The sequence below is a fragment of the Microbacterium wangyouchuni genome (assembly GCF_051546305.1).
Classification (GTDB): domain Bacteria; phylum Actinomycetota; class Actinomycetes; order Actinomycetales; family Microbacteriaceae; genus Microbacterium.
Genome location: NZ_JBPTMA010000004.1, coordinates 273,134 through 288,608 on the forward strand (window position 1 = coordinate 273,134; position 15,475 = coordinate 288,608).

General features: G+C 63.3%; 15 protein-coding genes and 1 tRNA gene. 3 read left to right on the plus strand and 13 right to left on the minus strand.

Translation table 11 applies throughout. The features are described from left to right. Positions 1-56 precede the first annotated feature (56 nt). Entirely contained in the window at positions 57-428 is a 372-nt protein-coding gene (locus ACSS7Z_RS10470) for an RNA polymerase-binding protein RbpA (RefSeq protein ID WP_438254613.1), read from the plus strand. Here the strand turns inward: ACSS7Z_RS10470 and lnt are convergent. From lnt to ACSS7Z_RS10515, 9 genes are read right to left on the minus strand one after another with little or no spacing between them, the layout of a single operon-like run. After that, on the minus strand, positions 425-1,957 hold the full coding sequence (lnt, locus tag ACSS7Z_RS10475; RefSeq protein WP_438254615.1) for an apolipoprotein N-acyltransferase: 1,533 nt from the start codon (positions 1,955-1,957) through the stop codon (positions 425-427). The two genes, ACSS7Z_RS10470 and lnt, sit on opposite strands and share 4 nt — an antisense overlap. A gap of 11 nt (positions 1,958-1,968) precedes the next feature. Then, positions 1,969-4,443, minus strand: coding sequence for a DEAD/DEAH box helicase (locus ACSS7Z_RS10480; protein WP_438254616.1), 2,475 nt, complete (start codon positions 4,441-4,443; stop codon positions 1,969-1,971). Then, on the minus strand, positions 4,440-5,207 hold the full coding sequence (gene tatC, locus ACSS7Z_RS10485; protein ID WP_438254862.1) for a twin-arginine translocase subunit TatC: 768 nt from the start codon (positions 5,205-5,207) through the stop codon (positions 4,440-4,442). The genes ACSS7Z_RS10480 and tatC overlap by 4 nt, the downstream gene beginning before the upstream one ends. Positions 5,208-5,261: 54 nt before the next feature. Then, positions 5,262-5,519: a twin-arginine translocase TatA/TatE family subunit gene (locus ACSS7Z_RS10490; protein ID WP_438254617.1), complete on the minus strand. Its 258-nt coding sequence runs from the start codon at positions 5,517-5,519 to the stop codon at positions 5,262-5,264. Between the two features lie 55 nt (positions 5,520-5,574). Continuing rightward, a complete protein-coding gene (locus ACSS7Z_RS10495) occupies positions 5,575-6,546 on the minus strand; it encodes a helix-turn-helix transcriptional regulator (RefSeq protein ID WP_438254618.1) in 972 nt (323 codons plus the stop codon). After that, positions 6,546-7,535, minus strand: a complete 990-nt coding sequence (locus ACSS7Z_RS10500) for a helix-turn-helix transcriptional regulator (RefSeq protein WP_438254619.1) — start codon at positions 7,533-7,535, stop codon at positions 6,546-6,548. Before ACSS7Z_RS10500 ends, ACSS7Z_RS10495 begins: the two co-directional genes overlap by 1 nt. Continuing rightward, positions 7,535-8,509: an FKBP-type peptidyl-prolyl cis-trans isomerase gene (locus ACSS7Z_RS10505; protein WP_438254620.1), complete on the minus strand. Its 975-nt coding sequence runs from the start codon at positions 8,507-8,509 to the stop codon at positions 7,535-7,537. The genes ACSS7Z_RS10500 and ACSS7Z_RS10505 overlap by 1 nt, the downstream gene beginning before the upstream one ends. A 10-nt stretch (positions 8,510-8,519) precedes the next feature. Continuing rightward, complete coding sequence (locus ACSS7Z_RS10510; protein ID WP_438254621.1) at positions 8,520-9,536, minus strand: tRNA (adenine-N1)-methyltransferase; 1,017 nt, start codon at positions 9,534-9,536, stop codon at positions 8,520-8,522. Beyond that, a complete protein-coding gene (locus tag ACSS7Z_RS10515) occupies positions 9,533-10,219 on the minus strand; it encodes an HAD family hydrolase (protein ID WP_438254622.1) in 687 nt (228 codons plus the stop codon). The genes ACSS7Z_RS10510 and ACSS7Z_RS10515 overlap by 4 nt, the downstream gene beginning before the upstream one ends. 93 nt (positions 10,220-10,312) lie before the next feature. Between ACSS7Z_RS10515 and ACSS7Z_RS10520 the strand changes: the two genes are divergently transcribed. Beyond that, on the plus strand, positions 10,313-11,167 hold the full coding sequence (locus tag ACSS7Z_RS10520) for a PAC2 family protein (RefSeq protein ID WP_438254623.1): 855 nt from the start codon (positions 10,313-10,315) through the stop codon (positions 11,165-11,167). Here the strand turns inward: ACSS7Z_RS10520 and ACSS7Z_RS10525 are convergent. After that, positions 11,164-11,991 carry an undecaprenyl-diphosphate phosphatase gene (locus tag ACSS7Z_RS10525; RefSeq protein WP_438254625.1) on the minus strand — a complete coding sequence of 276 codons (828 nt, stop codon included), beginning with the start codon at positions 11,989-11,991 and terminating at the stop codon, positions 11,164-11,166. The two genes, ACSS7Z_RS10520 and ACSS7Z_RS10525, sit on opposite strands and share 4 nt — an antisense overlap. Positions 11,992-12,020: 29 nt before the next feature. Beyond that, complete coding sequence (locus tag ACSS7Z_RS10530; protein WP_438254626.1) at positions 12,021-13,316, minus strand: M20/M25/M40 family metallo-hydrolase; 1,296 nt, start codon at positions 13,314-13,316, stop codon at positions 12,021-12,023. A gap of 110 nt (positions 13,317-13,426) precedes the next feature. Between ACSS7Z_RS10530 and ACSS7Z_RS10535 the strand changes: the two genes are divergently transcribed. Next, positions 13,427-13,509: transfer RNA gene (locus ACSS7Z_RS10535), tRNA-Leu, on the plus strand. Positions 13,510-13,564: 55 nt separating this feature from the next. Here the strand turns inward: ACSS7Z_RS10535 and ACSS7Z_RS10540 are convergent. Then, positions 13,565-14,224 carry a hypothetical protein gene (locus tag ACSS7Z_RS10540; protein WP_438254627.1) on the minus strand — a complete coding sequence of 220 codons (660 nt, stop codon included), beginning with the start codon at positions 14,222-14,224 and terminating at the stop codon, positions 13,565-13,567. Between the two features lie 79 nt (positions 14,225-14,303). Further along, positions 14,304-15,398 carry a VIT1/CCC1 transporter family protein gene (locus ACSS7Z_RS10545; RefSeq protein WP_438254628.1) on the minus strand — a complete coding sequence of 365 codons (1,095 nt, stop codon included), beginning with the start codon at positions 15,396-15,398 and terminating at the stop codon, positions 14,304-14,306. Positions 15,399-15,475 lie beyond the last annotated feature (77 nt).

A 15,475-nucleotide genomic window follows, 5' to 3' on the forward strand; every position in this document is an offset into this window, starting at 1 on the left:
TTGAGCGTGCGCACAGACGAGCCCGGTATACCTGACAGCGACGAGAGGACCACAAAATGGCAGATCGCAGCCTGCGCGGCATCAGACTCGGCGCCCAAAGCCTACAGAGCGAAGAGGGCGTCGTTTTCATGGAACGCCGCGAGACCACCTATAAGTGCGACGAGTGTGGTCATGTGACGACACTGATGTTCGCAGCCGATGCAGAACCGCCGCAGAAATGGGAATGCCGGGCATGCAACGCCGAGGCAGTGCTCATTGTCGATGGCAAGACCATCACGCCGGATGCTACCGACGAGAAGGTTGCACGCACCCACTGGGACATGTTGCTCGAACGTCGTAGCCGTGACGAACTGGAGGAACTCCTCGAGGAGCGCCTCGCGTTCATCCGTGCGCGTCGTGGAGCTGGCGAGCAGAAGATCGGCGCCTAGCGCCGTCGACGGGCTCGCCACCACCCGAACAGGAGCGCGCCCAGTCCACCCCACAACAGCATCTGCTGCAGCCAGGGACCAAGAAGCACACCCGGAGTGAGGCCGGTGCGAAGCTCGACACTTTCGAGCATCGCACCGGCCTCATCGGCGTTCAGAGCGGCGATTGTGGAACCGTCGGCACGAATCATCTGGCTGGTGCCGACCGTTGAGATGTTGACAACACTGCGCCCGGTCTCGATCGCTCGCATGCGCGCGAATGCGAGCTGCTGCAGGTTCTCATCGGTCTCGCGGAAATCGGCGTTGTTCGTCTGGAAGACGAGCACCTCCGCTCCCCCGAGCACCCCCTCGGTGATCACTTCGTCGTAGATCACATCGAAGCAGATCGCGAGACCGACAGCCACGCCGTCGACATCGACAAGGGGCGGATTCGTGCCGTGGGTGTACTCACGGCCGATCAAGCCGATCAAGTCGGGCACGATCGCGTTATAGAACTCCCGGTCGGGAACGTACTCACCGAAAGGCACCGGGTAGCGTTTGTCGTGCGACTGCTCTGCCGTGCCATCGGGCATCCACAGCATCGAGGTGTTGAAGTACAGATCTCCCCGCGCTGTGGCCGCGTTGGCGAGCAGTGGGGCTCCGATTCTCGTCGCTGTCCTGGTCATCTTGCGGGCAGTGTTCTTGTCCTGGAACGGGTCGTAGCCGGTCGCGCCCTCCGGCCAGATCAGGAGGTCGACGTCTTCCCCGATCAGCGGTTCGGTGGCATCGATCTGCGACTGGATGACGGCGTAAGGCTCGCGGTCATCGAAGTAGCCTGTCGGACCGTTGCCCTGCACCGCGCCGATTCGCATGGTACCGACTGGCGTGGTGGGAAACGCCGGTGTGACCAGCAGGATGAGAACCAGTGCAGCCGGCAGCACCAGGCGAATCGGTCTCTCCCATATCCGGAGCCGCACGCCTTCGATAAGCATCGCGACGGCAAAGACGATGAGAAAGCTCAGCCCGCTCACCCCTACCCATGACGACAGGGACGCCAGTGGACTCTCCGACTGGGTCATCCCCAAACGTGCCCAGGGGAAGCCCGTGTAGGGCCACGACCCCAGGAGCAGCTCTCTGCCCACCCACAACGCGGCAACAACGGCAGGGAGGGTGACCAGGCGCCCCACAAAGCCTGGGAAGGCGCGCGGCAGCCATCGGTAGGCCAGAGCGATGGGAATGACTCCGACAGCGGTCAGTACGCCCTCGACCGTGGCGAGGGCCGCCCACGGGATGGCGCCGAGATAGCGGCTCGTCCACGACACCAGCAGGAAGAAGAACACAGCACCGTAGACGAGTCCGACCAGCAGCGCTCCCCCGGCCCGACGCCCGATCAGCGCCAGCAGCAACAGTGCGACAGCGGGGAAAGCCAGCACCCAGATCGCAGCCGCCGGATAGGCAAGATCCATCAGCACACCCGACAGTGCGGCCGCGATCACGGCGAGCCACAATGGCAGAATCGGGCGCGGCATCCGTGCGGTGGGGTGTTTCGGCATCCGTTTGATTCTTACATTGCCGAGTAGGCGACGATGCCGCGTCGTACGCCATCCAGCGCTTGACGAGCAGTACGCGCGATCGAGATGTCTTCCGCGACAAGCGAGAGCTGATCCAACAGGTCGATGGTCTGCTTCGCCCACCGGACAAAGTCTCCGGCGGCCATATCGGCATCGACGAGCACTCGATCCAGCAGCGCACCCCGAGCCCAGGCGTGCATAGGACCGGCCAAACCAGCAGATAGCGGTTCAGACCCGGGTAGCTGATGATCTTGCTCGAGATCGTCCAACCGTGCCCACAGATCACTGGTCTTCTCGTACGCGACACGGAATGCCCCGCGGGGCAATCCGCGCTCCCCCGAGTTCGCCTCGTCACGGCGAGGCTCGTACACGAGGCAGCACGCCATAGCCGCCAGCGAGGGCGCGTCGAGTCCCTTCCAGAGTCCCTGTCGCAGTGATTCTGCGACGAGCAGGTCGCGTTCGCCGTAAATGCGACGCATCGTTCTTCCGGCGTCCGTCAACGAGATGTCGTCTCCTGCCCCGGTGACGTAATCGAGAGTGAAGAGAACGTCGACAACACGGTCGAAAACGCGCGCCACGGTGCCGGTTCGCGTCTCGATCTGCTTACGGGTGCGATCGGTCTGGCGCTTCAGCTTCCAGTAGCGCTCCGCCCACCGTGCGTGTGACTCGCGATCCGGGCACCCATGACAGCCGTGGCGCTGCATTCTGGTGCGCAATGACTGGATGCGCTTCATCCGCTTGTCACGCGCACTGCGCGGCGCGTGTGAGTCCTGCCGGTTCTTTTTCTCGAGGTCGCTGAGCTCTCGGCGGATGCTGGCGTAGTCGAGGAAATCGCTGTGTTCGCAGTCCATCGCCGACAGGTACCCCGCCAGCGACTCTTCCGCCTCGCGAACCTGCCGCGCAAGGCCGACGACCGCCCGGTCTGCCTGGAACTGTGCGAACGACGACTCCAGAATCTGTCGCGCACGAGGACGCCCGAACATGTCGATCAGGTTGACCGCCATGTTGTATGTCGGTCGGAAGCTTGAATTCAGCGGGTAGGTGCGTCGCGATGCCAACGCGGCGACAGCCTGCGGATCCATTCCTTCGGTCCATTGGACGACCGCGTGTCCTTCGACATCGATTCCCCGCCGCCCGGCACGTCCGGTCAGCTGCGTGTACTCCCCCGAGGTGATCGCGACGCGGGCTTCGCCATTGAACTTCTCCATCTTCTCGAGCACCACAGTGCGCGCTGGCATGTTGATGCCGAGCGCCAGTGTCTCAGTGGCGAAGACGACCTTGACGAGTTTTCGTCGATAGAGCTCCTCGACGACTTCCTTGAAGGCGGGCAGCAGTCCTGCGTGATGGGATGCGACACCGCGTTCGAGGTTGTCTACCCACTCGAAGTATCCGAGCACGCCAAGGTCCTCGTCCTGCAGGGTGCGCGTGTGCTCTTCGACGAACTCCCGGATCTCTGCGCGCTCCTCAGGAGTCGTCAAGCGGATGCCGGAACGCCGAACCTGTTGCACGGCGGCGTCGCAGCCGACACGGCTGAAGATGAAGAAGATCGCCGGTAACAGGTTGGTACGCTCAAGCAGTTGGATGACATCGGGGCGATCCATCCGTTCGATCCGCTGCACGTTCGCTGAACGGACGGGGCGGCGCCCACCGCGCGGCGGCCGCGGGCTCTGTCGCCCTGCATGCCGGTCGCTGCGGTACGCCTGCGACTTCTTGTTGTTGTCATGGCGGGAGCCGGTGGCAGAGCGGATGCGCATGAGTTCCTGGTTGACCGTCGCCGTGGCGATTCCTGCGCGGTCATCGAACAGCGGCAGCAGGTCGTCGCGGACGAGAACGTGCTGCTCCAGCGGCACCGGCCGAATCTCCGAGACGATGACCTCTGTGTCACCGCGCACAGTGTCAAGCCAGTCCCCGAACTCTTCGGCGTTCGAAACGGTGGCGCTCAGTGAGATCAGCCGGACCGAGGCCGGCAGGTGGATGATGACTTCTTCCCACACCGCCCCGCGAAAGCGGTCTGCCAGGTAGTGAACCTCATCCATGACGACGTAGCGAAGGTCAGTAAGCGCCGCAGAATCCGCGTAGATCATGTTCCGAAGCACCTCGGTGGTCATGACGACGATGCGGGCGTTGCCGTTGATGTTGGTGTCACCGGTGAGCAGCCCCACGTCATCAGGGCCGTAGACGCTGACGAGCTCCCGGAACTTCTGATTCGACAGCGCCTTCATCGGCGTGGTGTAGAACGCTTTGTCAGACGGGGTCTGCATGGCGAGATGGATCGCGAACTCGCCGACGATCGTCTTACCGGCACCCGTGGGAGCCGCCACGAGCACGCTGTGTCCGCGCTCAAGCGCGTGGCACCCCTCGATCTGGAACGGGTCGAGGTCGAATTTCTGCGTTGCAGCGAAGGCAACCGTCTCTGGATGCGCTGCTGCGTCACGCGCCGCGGCATACCGCTCGGCCGGGGACGTCATGCCGCAGCGTCCGGAAGCAGGCCTTCGGCCTTGAGCCGCTTGTTCTTGCGGCGGTCGAACAACAGGGACAGCAAGCTGGCTGCGAAGTACAGGACGACCAGGATTCCTGCGAGCAGGAGCATGGAGAAGATATCGGCCGCAGGGGTCGCAATCGCTGCGAACAATGAAGCCACGAGCACCGCGACACGCCAGCCTTTGAGGAGCGATCTTCCGGTGACAATTCCCGCGGTGTTCATAGCCACCATGAACACCGGCAGCACGAACGCAATACCGATGACGATGATGAACTTGAAGATAAAGTCGTAATACTCTTTCGCGTTGAAATAGTTCACTCCCCCCTCTGGTACGAAGCTCGACATAACTTCGATGACGTGTGGAGCGACCATGACTGCCACGTAGGCGCCGCCGAAGAAGAGCGGAATCGCTGCCGCGACGAACCAGATGGTGTACTTGATCTCCTTGCGGGTCAATCCCGGCATGATGAACGCCCAGATTTGCCACAGCCAGACAGGTGCGGAAAGCACCATGCCGATCGCGAAGGCGATCCGCAGTCGCAGATCAAATGCCGATGAAACCCCGGAGAACACGAACTGCGCAAAAGGAGTCTCTGTGCCGCGCTGCTCATCGAGTATGCGGATCGGAGACGTGATGTACCAGATGATCGGGTCGGTCACAATGAACGCGATGACCATGCCGATAACAAGCCCGATCACCGCAATGATCAGCCGTCGACGGGCTTCTTTAAGATGCCCTCCCAGCGACATCCGCCGCTCGCGAGTGGTGTTCTGCGGCGCAGGCGTGTCCAGCTCGGTCACAGCCTAAGAACTGCGTGGAGGCGTGTCCTGGTCCGCAGGACGAGAAGTCGTCGGTTGGACAGGCTTCACCGTAGGAACGTCGGCAGCGTCTGAGGTGGCGGCCGGAGCATCGTCCTCCTTGAGCGCCTTCATCTCACCCTTGAACAGCCGCGCGGACTGACCAAGACTCTTCGCAAGCGCAGGCAACTTCGCTGCGCCGAAGAGCAGGACGATGATGATCAGGATGATCCACAGGTGTGGCCCTGCGAAAAGATTGCCCATGGATTGCTCCTCAATATGGGTTGGCTTGGTGACAAGTCTAACCGAGGGATGAAACTTACGGCTGGCCATACAGCGTGAGTCCGGCTGCTGCCCATTCCCTCGCGGCCGTGCGCGCGATCACTGGATCCTGCACTTCCAATGCGCCGCCAAAGCGGCCGGCGATGCGCTTGACACCGCGCGGGTCCGACATTCGGATACGGATGGTCGCGCGTCCGTTGTACGACTCTGAGTTGTCCGCGTGCACATAAGCGCCCAGAAGCGGGACGAGCCGCTCCGGCAGTTGTACTGTCACCTCGTCATCGTCGCTGATTCCGATGAATGAGTCTGGGAGGTGCTCGTCACCGTGCGTGATCGGAATATCGGTGAGCTCAGGATCGCTCACCCGATCGAGGTGGAACGTGCGCATCGCCTCACGAAGATGGCACCAGCCCTGCAGATACCACTGCCCGTCCGTGATGAGCACTTGCACCGGGTCGACGGTGCGGGTGGTGGCTGCAGCATCCGGCGCCTGATAGCGGAACGACAGCGCAACCTGCTGATCAACCGCTGCTGAGACAAGATTGCGGACATTGTCGACGCGTGTCGGCGCAATGACAACTTCGGCCGGGGCGTCCGCAGCCGCGCGCGAGAGTTTCGCCAGCAGCCCGGCGACGAGCCCGGAGCCCGCAACCGCTGGCACAGCAGCGACCATCTGCAAACCGGTCAGCAGTGCGGCAGCCTCGCGAGCGGTGAATCGGGGCACACGGCGGAGTCCGACCTCGTTCGTGATCTCAATGATGTCTTCCTGGTCGAGCAGGTCCCAGTTGATGTCGAACATCTCCTGCGGCTGCTGCCAGAACCCGTCCTCGCCCGGGAGGCCGATGACCGTGAGCTTCTCGACCATCGTGCGCATTTCCGCGGTGCTCACGCCGAACTCATTCGCCGCGTCCTCGAGCGACACCTGGCCGCGCTCAAGAAGGTACGGCACGAGGGTCAGGTAGGCGCGCACCCGGTCAGCGGCCAGAAGCGGCTGGGCTTTCTCGCTCATCACCCCATGCTCCCTTCCGGATGCGCGGCGATGATCGCCTGAAGCCGAGAGATCACGGCATCCCGCAGATCCTCGGGGCTGACCACGCGGACTTCGGGGCCGTATGAGGCAAGCTCATCCGCAAAGACATGCACATCGACGAAGGGCACAGTGAACCCCTGGGTCGCCGCAACAGCGCGCCTCCCGAGGCGCAGAGATGCTTCGGTTCCCGGGGTTATCTCCAGCAATGCGGAGTTACGCGCCGCCACCGCTTCCAACCCTGCAAGCGCTCGATCGCCGGCGCCCTCCCGCAGGCCGGCGTCAAAGGTCTGTTTGGCCACCGTGACATCGCCCACGATGCGGCTGAGCAGGAACGTTCGCTCGTCATCGGCATCCAGATCGATGCCGTACACGTGCCAGCGAGCTTCATACTCCAGCAGTGCGAGCGGTTCAATCCGGCGTCGGCGCGGCGACTGCTCCCCCGGCTTCAGATAGTCGAAGGTCACAACGCGGCAGCGCTCGATCGCGCCCTGCAAGGGTGAGAAGCTCACCTCGCGGGTGGTGATGCGCGGAGCAAAGCCGATGATCGGCTCATCGCCATCGATGCCCAGAGCACGGATCTTGCGAACCCCGGCTTGCGCATCGGCCGACGCAGACTCCGCGCTCCATACGCTCCCCGCCAGTTGAAGCACCGCGAGCTCAGCCGGGCTGAACTCGATGTCGGCAGGCAAATCGTATTCCGCTTTAGGAATGCGATAACGCGCTTCCCGAAGGTCATTGGGGTCCCCGGCGTCGCCAATGGTCTCGATCGGGACACCGAGCGTGCGCAGCTCGTCCTTGTCGCGCTCGAACATCTTCTCCAGGGCATCCGTTCGCGCACCGGCATCGGCACGCTGTCGGTACCCGGAGATGTTGTCCAGGATCTGCTGTTTCGTGAGCCCGATCTCCGTGGCCATCAGCGCCACGACGAGATTCGTCTGACGCTCTTCCGGCGGGATTCGGGCGGCCATCACTGCTGCGGTGCTGCCGGCGGATTGATACCGAGGATGTCGACGACGAACACCAGCGTCGCATTAGCCGGAACGGCGCCGGAGCCCTGCTCGCCGTAACCCAGCTCCGGTGGGATCACGATGAGTACCTGTGAGCCGACGGTCTGACCGACCAGGCCCTGGGTGAAGCCCGGAATCAGGCTCGCGAGGTCGAATGTCGCCGGGGTGCGATCCCACGAAGAATCAAAGACCGTCCGCTCGTCCCACGTGACCCCGGTGTAGTTGACGAGTACCCGGTCGTCTTCGGCGATCTTGGCGCCATCGCCCTTGAGGAGCGTCTGCACGTCGAGTTCGGTGGGTGCCGCACTTGCCGGAACGATGATTCCCGGGCGGCCGTCGGATGCCCGCACCACGGTCGGCATGCCCGCGGCGTCGTTGTACTGCGGTGCGCCGTCAGCCTTCGCCGGATAGGTCTTGGTCACGTCGAACACCGCGACCACGGACTCATCTTCCTGCAGACCGAAACCGCTCAAGTTCTGTGCGCCGAAGTCTTCGGGAGTGATGACAGCAAGCACCCGGCTGCCGCCCGTCGCGCACTCAAGCGCTTCGCCGAATGCCGGAACACGCTGAGCCCAGTAATCGATGCTCACGAGCTGTTGCTGTTCGTCGTCGTAGGCCGTGCCGGCGATCTTCTCACCGGTTTCCCCGGAGAAGATCGAGAATTCCACAACGGCGCCCTGCGTGGGGCTGGTCAAAGCGACGCCGTCACCGACGACGATATCTCCGAACGAGCTCTCCTCAGCCCCGATCGGGGAGAAGACCTCAACCTTCGGTGTGTCTCCGACATCGCCCGTGATCGTCGCCAAGTCTTCGATCCCACTCGTCAACGCTGCGCGGTCGCAGGCAGCACCGTCGAATGCGGGCGCGGCCGTGCATCCGGTCAGGGCGACGAGGGCGAGACTGAGGGAGGCCAGGGCGGCAGAGGTTTTACGCACGCTTTCCAGTCTATTGCGAACGATGCTCGGCGTCGCGCGATGCCGCGGCTTGGCGTGCCCCTTCAGCGGCTTTTGTCGCTTCACGCACGCGTTTGCGCAGGTTTTTGTCGGTGATTTCACGGTCTCCGACCGCGCCGGGCGTCCAGAGCTCCACATCTTCATCGCCGTAACTGGACTTCGACGCACGACGCTTCACCTCAGGGGCGATAGTGCCTGGTGCCAACCGTCGGGCAGTGATCAGAAAACCTGTGTGTGCGACCATCCGGTGATCCGGGCGCACTGCAAGTCCTTCGACGTGCCATCCACGCACCATCGTCTCGGAGGCGTCCGGATCCGTGAACATCCCCATCCCCCGGATGTACTCGGAGACGCGTGAAAGCTGTGTGGCGGTGGCCACGTAGCAGAGCACGACGCCTCCGGGGGTCAGAGCGTCCGCGACGACCTCCATCACTTCCCATGGCGCGAGCATGTCGAGCACAACCCGGTCGACGGTTCCTGCCGGCAACTGGGTGGGAAGTGCGTCCAACAGGTCGCCGACAACGACGCGCCAGGTGTCGGGGGTGCCGCCGAAGAACGTCTCCACATTGGCCCTGGCGACGTCAGCGAAGTCGTCGCGGCGCTCGAACGAGACGAGTGTGCCAGTGGAACCGACGGCCCGGAGCAGAGACAGCGAGAGGGCGCCAGATCCTACGCCTGCTTCGACGACGGTCGCGCCGGGAAAGATGTCGGCCTGCATCACGATCTGCGCGGCGTCCTTGGGGTAGACGATCGCTGCGCCGCGCGGCATCGACATGGCGAAGTCTCGCAGCAGCGGGCGCAGCGCAAGATACTCATGCTCAGAGCTGTTCAACACGACTGAGCCGTCTGGCAGCCCGATTAGATCGCGGTGAAACAGAACGCCATGGTGAGTGTGCAGTTCGCCGTCTGCCGTGAGAGTGACCGTGTGCATCCGATTTTTCGGACCGGTCAGCTGCACACGGTCGCCCTCGCGAAACGGTCCTCGCGCTCGGGTGGATGCTGCGCTCATCGGCGGGCCCCTTCGGCTGCGGTGACAGTGGTGTCGTAGAGATCAATGATGTCGGCGGCGCTGCGCCCATCAAGCGTCGGCCACAGCGCATGTGCGCCATGCCCATCCAGCGGAATCATGTGCGGCACGCCGAGGGTGACCGCGCCGGACGCAATTCCCGATCGGAGGCCGGTAACTGAATCTTCGATGACCAGGGCCTGGGTGATGTCGATGTCCATGAGGGACGCCGCCTGCAGATAGGGAGCCGGGTGCGGCTTCGGGTGTTCGACCTCGTCTCCGGCGACGATGTACTCGAACGCATCGAACTCGATCAGATCCACCACGCTCTGAGCCATCCGGCGCAGCGACATGGTCACCAGCGCGGTGCGGATGCCTGCCGCTTGAAGATCGCGCAACAGTTCCTTGGCTCCAGGGCGGAAGGGGACGCCCTGGGTGGCGAGAGCTGTTCGGACGTCATCGGTGAGCTTGTCCACGATCGGCTCCGGCGCCATGTCGACTCCCACTGCCCGCAGCAGCATCGCGCTGTCCATCAGACCGTTGCCGACAAGCTCCAGTGCCTGCTCGTGTGACCACGTGCCTCCGAACGATTCGACGAGCGTCGTCTCAGCAGCCATCCAATACGGCTCAGTGTCGACCAGTGTTCCATCCATGTCCCACAGGACTGCGCGAGGCTTTTGAGTCACTCGACCATGCTAGCCCGGCGCTGTCTCCCACACCGGCCGAGGGCCGACTAGCCTGGAACGATAGCTAGAACTTGGACGGGAGAAGAATTCTCGATGGATGCACTCGGAGACCGCATCGTCGTTGTCGCATTCGACGGGTGGAACGACGCTGGAGAAGCCGCCAGCGGCGCGATCGACGTGCTGCGCGACAACGGCGACTATGAGCTCGTGCACTCCGTGGACCCTGAGCTGTACTTCGACTACCAGTACACCCGGCCGTCGTCGCAAATGGACGCAACAGGTCGGCGTGAGCTGCGCTGGCCGGAGGCAGCGCTCTGGCGACCAGCTGTTTCTGCGGGCGATGGCACACCCGAGTTCTGGCTGCTCACCGGAGTCGAGCCTGCACGCACCTGGCAGGCTTTCGCCAACGAATTCATCGACATCGCATTGCGCGATGATGTGACCGGTTTCATCACGCTCGGCGCGATGCTGTCGGACGTACCGCACACCCGTCCCATCTCGATCTTCGCGGCCAGCTCGAATGAGCAGGTGCGAGAAGCGCTCGACATCGAACGTTCACTGTACGAGGGGCCCGTAGGCATCCTCAGCGTCTTCGAGCATTTTGCTGAGCGCGCCGGAATCCCCACCGCCAGTCTCTGGGCGAGCGTGCCGCACTACGTGGCAACCGCCACCCCATCCCCGAAGGCAACGCTCGCTCTGCTGGACCGTCTGGAAGAGCTCACGGGCGTCGACACCCCGCGCGAACGCCTGCGCACGGATGCCGCGACCTGGGAGGCGTCGATCGACGCTGCGGCAGCTGACGATGAGGATATGACCGAGTACATCCATCAGCTCGAGCGCACCCGCGATACCTGGGACTCCCCCGATGCCTCGGGCGATGCGATCGCCCAGGCGTTCGAGCGGTACCTCAAGCGCCGCGGCGACGGCCCCGGCGACCACAAGCGCTAAGCCGCGATAGCACCTGTCGACAGCAGGATCAGCAGCGTGCCGCCGAGCAGGATGCGGTAGATCACGAACGGCAGGAAGCTGCGCTTGGAGATCCAGCTCATGAAGAATGCGATCACGCCCAGTGCGACGACGAAGGCGATTCCGGTGGCTGCGACTGTCTCGCCCAGCGTGAAGTACTGATCCGGCGCATCCCAGCTCTTAATCAGTTGATAGAAGCCGCTGCCGAATACGGCGGGGATTGCCAGCAGGAATGCGTACCGCGCGGCCGCAGCGCGCTCGTATCCGAGGAAAAGTCCCATCGTGATCGTTCCACCGGATCGAGACACTCCGGGAATCAGCGCCAGTGCTTGGGCGAAGCCGTACAGGATGCCGTGCGGGTAGGTGATCTGGTCGAGTTTGCGCTGTTTAGCACCGACGTAATCGGCGATGCCGAGCAGAATTCCGAAAGCGATGAGCATAATCGCAACGATCCACATCGACCGCAGCACGGTCTCGATCTGGTCCTGGAACAACAAGCCCAGAACGACGATCGGGATGCTGCCGATAATGATCAGCCAGCCCATTTTGGCATCGGGGTCATTACGGGGAACGCTGCCGGCCAGTGAGCGGAACCAGCGGCCGATGATTCTCGTGATGTCGCGCCAGAAGAACACCACGACAGCTGCCTCTGTGCCGATCTGAGTGATCGCCGTGAAAGCCGCGCCCGGATCCTCGCCCGACCCGGTGAACGTACCGACGATGCGCAGATGCGCACTCGATGAGATCGGGAGGAACTCGGTCAGCCCCTGGATGATGCCGAGGAACAGCGCTTCGAGCAAATGCATGGAGAGACCTTCTGATGGTGCGGAGCGGGTTAGTAGGAGCGCAGCAGATCGGTGAGAACCTGCTTGCCGAAGACAAGCGATTCTACGGGTACGCGCTCGTCAACCCCGTGAAACATCCCTGTGAAATCCAGATCCGGCGGCAGCCGCAGCGGTGCGAACCCGTATCCGGTGATGCCGAGGGTTGCGAGAGCCTTGTTGTCAGTGCCGGCACCGAGAAGATAGGGAATCACCGGAACTCCGGGGTCGTACTTGCCGAGGCTGTGGACCATTGCCTCCACCAGCTCGCCGGAGAACGGGGTTTCCATCCCGATGTCGCGGACGACGGTCTCGATCGTGATGTCGTCACCGACGATGCGTTGCAGTTCGGTGAGGACCTCGTCTTCGGTACCGGGAAGTACTCGCACGTCGATAAGTGCTTCGGCGCGTTCCGGAATCACATTGTGCTTGTAGCCGGCGTTGAGCGCGGTGGCGTTCGCGGTCGTTCGAAACGTCGAGCGAAGAAACGCCGCGGCGGGACCGGATGCTCCCGCAAGTGCGTCGGGATCATCAACGGGACGACCCGTGAGCTCGCTGAGTCCGTGCAGCAGCGCGTGCGTGGTGGGAGTGAGCCGGATGGGCCAGCGCGTGTTCCCGATGGCAGTAACGGCCTGCGCGAGTTTCAGCACGGCGTTATCGTCGTGCAGGCGGCTGCCGTGGCCCGCGCGGCCATGCGCGACAAGTCTGATCCAGATGAGCGCCTTCTCCCCCACCTGCAGCAGATAGGCGCGACGATCATCGACGTTGATCGAATATCCGCCGACTTCGCTGATCGCTTCGGTGGCACCGCGGAACCATTCGGGGCGGTCTTTGACGACGAGGGCCGAGCCCTCGACGCCTCCGTTCTCCTCGTCGGCGAAGAACGCCAGAACAAGATCACGCTCGGGTTGCTCCCCTGCTCTGAGGATGTCTGCGACAGAAGTCAGAATCATCGCATCCATGTTCTTCATGTCGACAGCGCCGCGACCCCACAGCATCCCCTCCCGGATCTCGCCGGCGAAAGGGTCAACGCTCCAGTCTTCGGCTATCGCGGGAACGACGTCGAGGTGACCGTGGACGACAAGTGCAGGTTTGCTCGAATCGCGACCGGGCACGCGCGCCATGACATTCGTGCGGCGCGAGATCGGCTCGTAGTACTCAGCAGCCAGCCCCAGGCCCTCGAGATACGCACCGACGTACTCGGCGGCTTCCCGCTCGCCGTTGGCGCGTCCGCCACCAAAATTGGACGTGTCGAACCGGATCAGATCTTGCGCGATGCGCACGACTTCGGGATGCGAGGACGGAACCATATGGTCAGGCTACCGAAGTCCTCCGGCACGCCCGGGGTGCACTGTGGTTCGTCGAGCCTGCCGAGATCTGGTAATGTTTCTCTTCGGTCGGCAACGACTTTTCATCACCTGCGCGGGTGGCGGAATGGTAGACGCGCTACGTTGAGGTCGTAGTGCCCGCAAGGGCGTGGGGGTTCAAGTCCCCCTCCGCGCACAGAACGAAAAAGGCTCCCGAAAGGGAGCCTTTTTCATTCCATCAGGTCGAATTCTTATGTGCTCTCTGAGACCTGCGGATCGAATCTGAGTCGTTCTTGCAACTCATCGACGAGTGCACTGAACTTCGTATTGCATCCATCGATCTCTCGTACGAGCGGTTCCTTGTTTTGCGGTTGTGGCGATTCTTCCAGCTCGAGCGCGGCATCCCGAACGCGATCCAGCCGCAGCGCGATCGCTGCCACATGCCGGAGAATCTCTTCGTTGTCCCCGCTGGAGGCCAGGAACTCTGCCCAGCGGCTTAGCGCTTCGGAGAGTCTCCGCCGTTCATCGACGACGACTTCTCGCAGCACATGCAACTGCGCCGACAGTTCAGCGGGTGTGCTCGCATCCACTAACGTCGGGATGCTTCGGGGGTGTACCCGTCCCCGAGAGATCTCACTGCCTTCTTCATCAGCGAGGGCATGGAGGAATTCTGAGAGTGCCAGACGGTTGACGGGCGCCCACCTTCTCGCCGCCGACTTCTCCATGACGCGGCTCAGCACGAGCGCCGTCAGCAGGAAGGTGACCAGGCCGGCCGCCAACCCCGACAGAATCACCAACTCTTGCCAGATACCCGTAGCGATATCTATCCAGAGGATGATCCCAATAACGACGAACGCTCCCACGAGCACAGCGATCCGCTGGGTCTGCACGCGCGCTGCATCTCGACGCATGACTCCACCTCCTGATGACTTCCTTCGTCGTCACCATAGCGCGCCCGGTGTGGGCGGTGAGCATTCGCTCGGGACGCGCTCAGACCGCGCCGACGCCGAAGAACAGCCCCAGCGCGTAAGTGACTGCAGCGGCACCGAAGCCGATAGCGAGCTGTCGCAACGCGCGACGAAGCGGCGGGCCGCCCGAAAGCACACCGACCATCGCTCCGGTGCCGAGAAGCGCGATGCCCACCAGTGCAAGCGCCACCACGATCGCCGTGAGTCCGTGCAGGCCGAAGATCCACGGCAACACCGGGATGATCGCCCCGGAGGCGAAGAGCAAAAAGCTCGAAATCGCTGCCGTCCAGTCGCTTCCGATGATGTCGTGATCGTTCGATGCCGCGCGGATAGGGCCGGTAGCAGTGCGGCGTACCCCCTCTTGCGCAGCGGTGATGATCCGGCGTGAGCGGGCCAGTGCCTCGTCCTGATCGATACCGCGCGCACGGTAGACGAGCGCAAGCTCGTTCTCATCGATGTCGAGATCGCCGGCGGCCAACGCCGCATTCTCATTAGCCTCGGTGGAAGCCAGCAGCTCGCGCTGAGATCGCACCGACACAAACTCGCCTGCCCCCATCGACAAGGCCCCGGCGAGCAATCCGGCGATACCGCTGAACAGCACGAAACCCGAGCTGACGCCGGTAGCGCCGATGCCGAGCACGAGGGCGAGGTTGCTCACAAGACCATCGTTGGCACCGAATACGGCGGCGCGGAACGAGCCGGAGAGCCGGCGCCGCCCGCGCGCGGCAAGGCCGCGAACCACCTCGTGGTGGATCTTCTCGTCGGCGCGCATCGCCGGAGTCGCGTACTTCTCGGTGTCATACGGCGAGCGAGCTTCTGCGCTCTGAGCAAGTACCAGCACGAAGATCGATCCGAATCGGCCTGCCATCCAACTCAGCAAGCGCGAGCGAAAGCCCGCTCGCGGCAAGCGTGCGGGCTCCTGCCCCAGCAGATTAAGCCAGTGCTGTTCATGGCGCCGTTCCGCATCGGCGAGGCTCTGCAGGATCTCCTGCTCCTCACCCGTCTTCCGTGCGGCAAGCTGCTGATAAACGGAGCCCTCAGCGCGTTCCTCCACGAGGTAGCGCGCCCAGCGCCGCCGGTCAGCGGGGGTCGGCTCTGCGGCTGCAGGCGCAGTCATTGTTCCTCCGAGAAAAGTAGTGCATGTGCCCAGCTGGGGCTCATCAACCGTATCGATGCACGGACGCCCTCCCCGCC

What these genes read in the sequence shown, in the direction of transcription:
- tatC (WP_438254862.1), bottom strand. Translation starts at nt 5,207, where the DNA reads ATGTCGCTGGGAGGGCATCTTAAAGAAGCCCGTCGACGGCTGATCATT.
- ACSS7Z_RS10495 (WP_438254618.1), bottom strand. Translation starts at nt 6,546, where the DNA reads ATGAGCGAGAAAGCCCAGCCGCTTCTGGCCGCTGACCGGGTGCGCGCC.
- ACSS7Z_RS10500 (WP_438254619.1), bottom strand. Translation starts at nt 7,535, where the DNA reads ATGGCCGCCCGAATCCCGCCGGAAGAGCGTCAGACGAATCTCGTCGTG.
- ACSS7Z_RS10480 (WP_438254616.1), bottom strand. Translation starts at nt 4,443, where the DNA reads ATGACGTCCCCGGCCGAGCGGTATGCCGCGGCGCGTGACGCAGCAGCG.
- ACSS7Z_RS10490 (WP_438254617.1), bottom strand. Translation starts at nt 5,519, where the DNA reads ATGGGCAATCTTTTCGCAGGGCCACACCTGTGGATCATCCTGATCATC.
- ACSS7Z_RS10545 (WP_438254628.1), bottom strand. Translation starts at nt 15,398, where the DNA reads ATGACTGCGCCTGCAGCCGCAGAGCCGACCCCCGCTGACCGGCGGCGC.
- ACSS7Z_RS10520 (WP_438254623.1), top strand. Translation starts at nt 10,313, where the DNA reads ATGGATGCACTCGGAGACCGCATCGTCGTTGTCGCATTCGACGGGTGG.
- ACSS7Z_RS10510 (WP_438254621.1), bottom strand. Translation starts at nt 9,536, where the DNA reads ATGAGCGCAGCATCCACCCGAGCGCGAGGACCGTTTCGCGAGGGCGAC.
- lnt (WP_438254615.1), bottom strand. Translation starts at nt 1,957, where the DNA reads ATGCCGAAACACCCCACCGCACGGATGCCGCGCCCGATTCTGCCATTG.
- ACSS7Z_RS10525 (WP_438254625.1), bottom strand. Translation starts at nt 11,991, where the DNA reads ATGCATTTGCTCGAAGCGCTGTTCCTCGGCATCATCCAGGGGCTGACC.
- ACSS7Z_RS10530 (WP_438254626.1), bottom strand. Translation starts at nt 13,316, where the DNA reads ATGGTTCCGTCCTCGCATCCCGAAGTCGTGCGCATCGCGCAAGATCTG.
- ACSS7Z_RS10540 (WP_438254627.1), bottom strand. Translation starts at nt 14,224, where the DNA reads ATGCGTCGAGATGCAGCGCGCGTGCAGACCCAGCGGATCGCTGTGCTC.
- ACSS7Z_RS10470 (WP_438254613.1), top strand. Translation starts at nt 57, where the DNA reads ATGGCAGATCGCAGCCTGCGCGGCATCAGACTCGGCGCCCAAAGCCTA.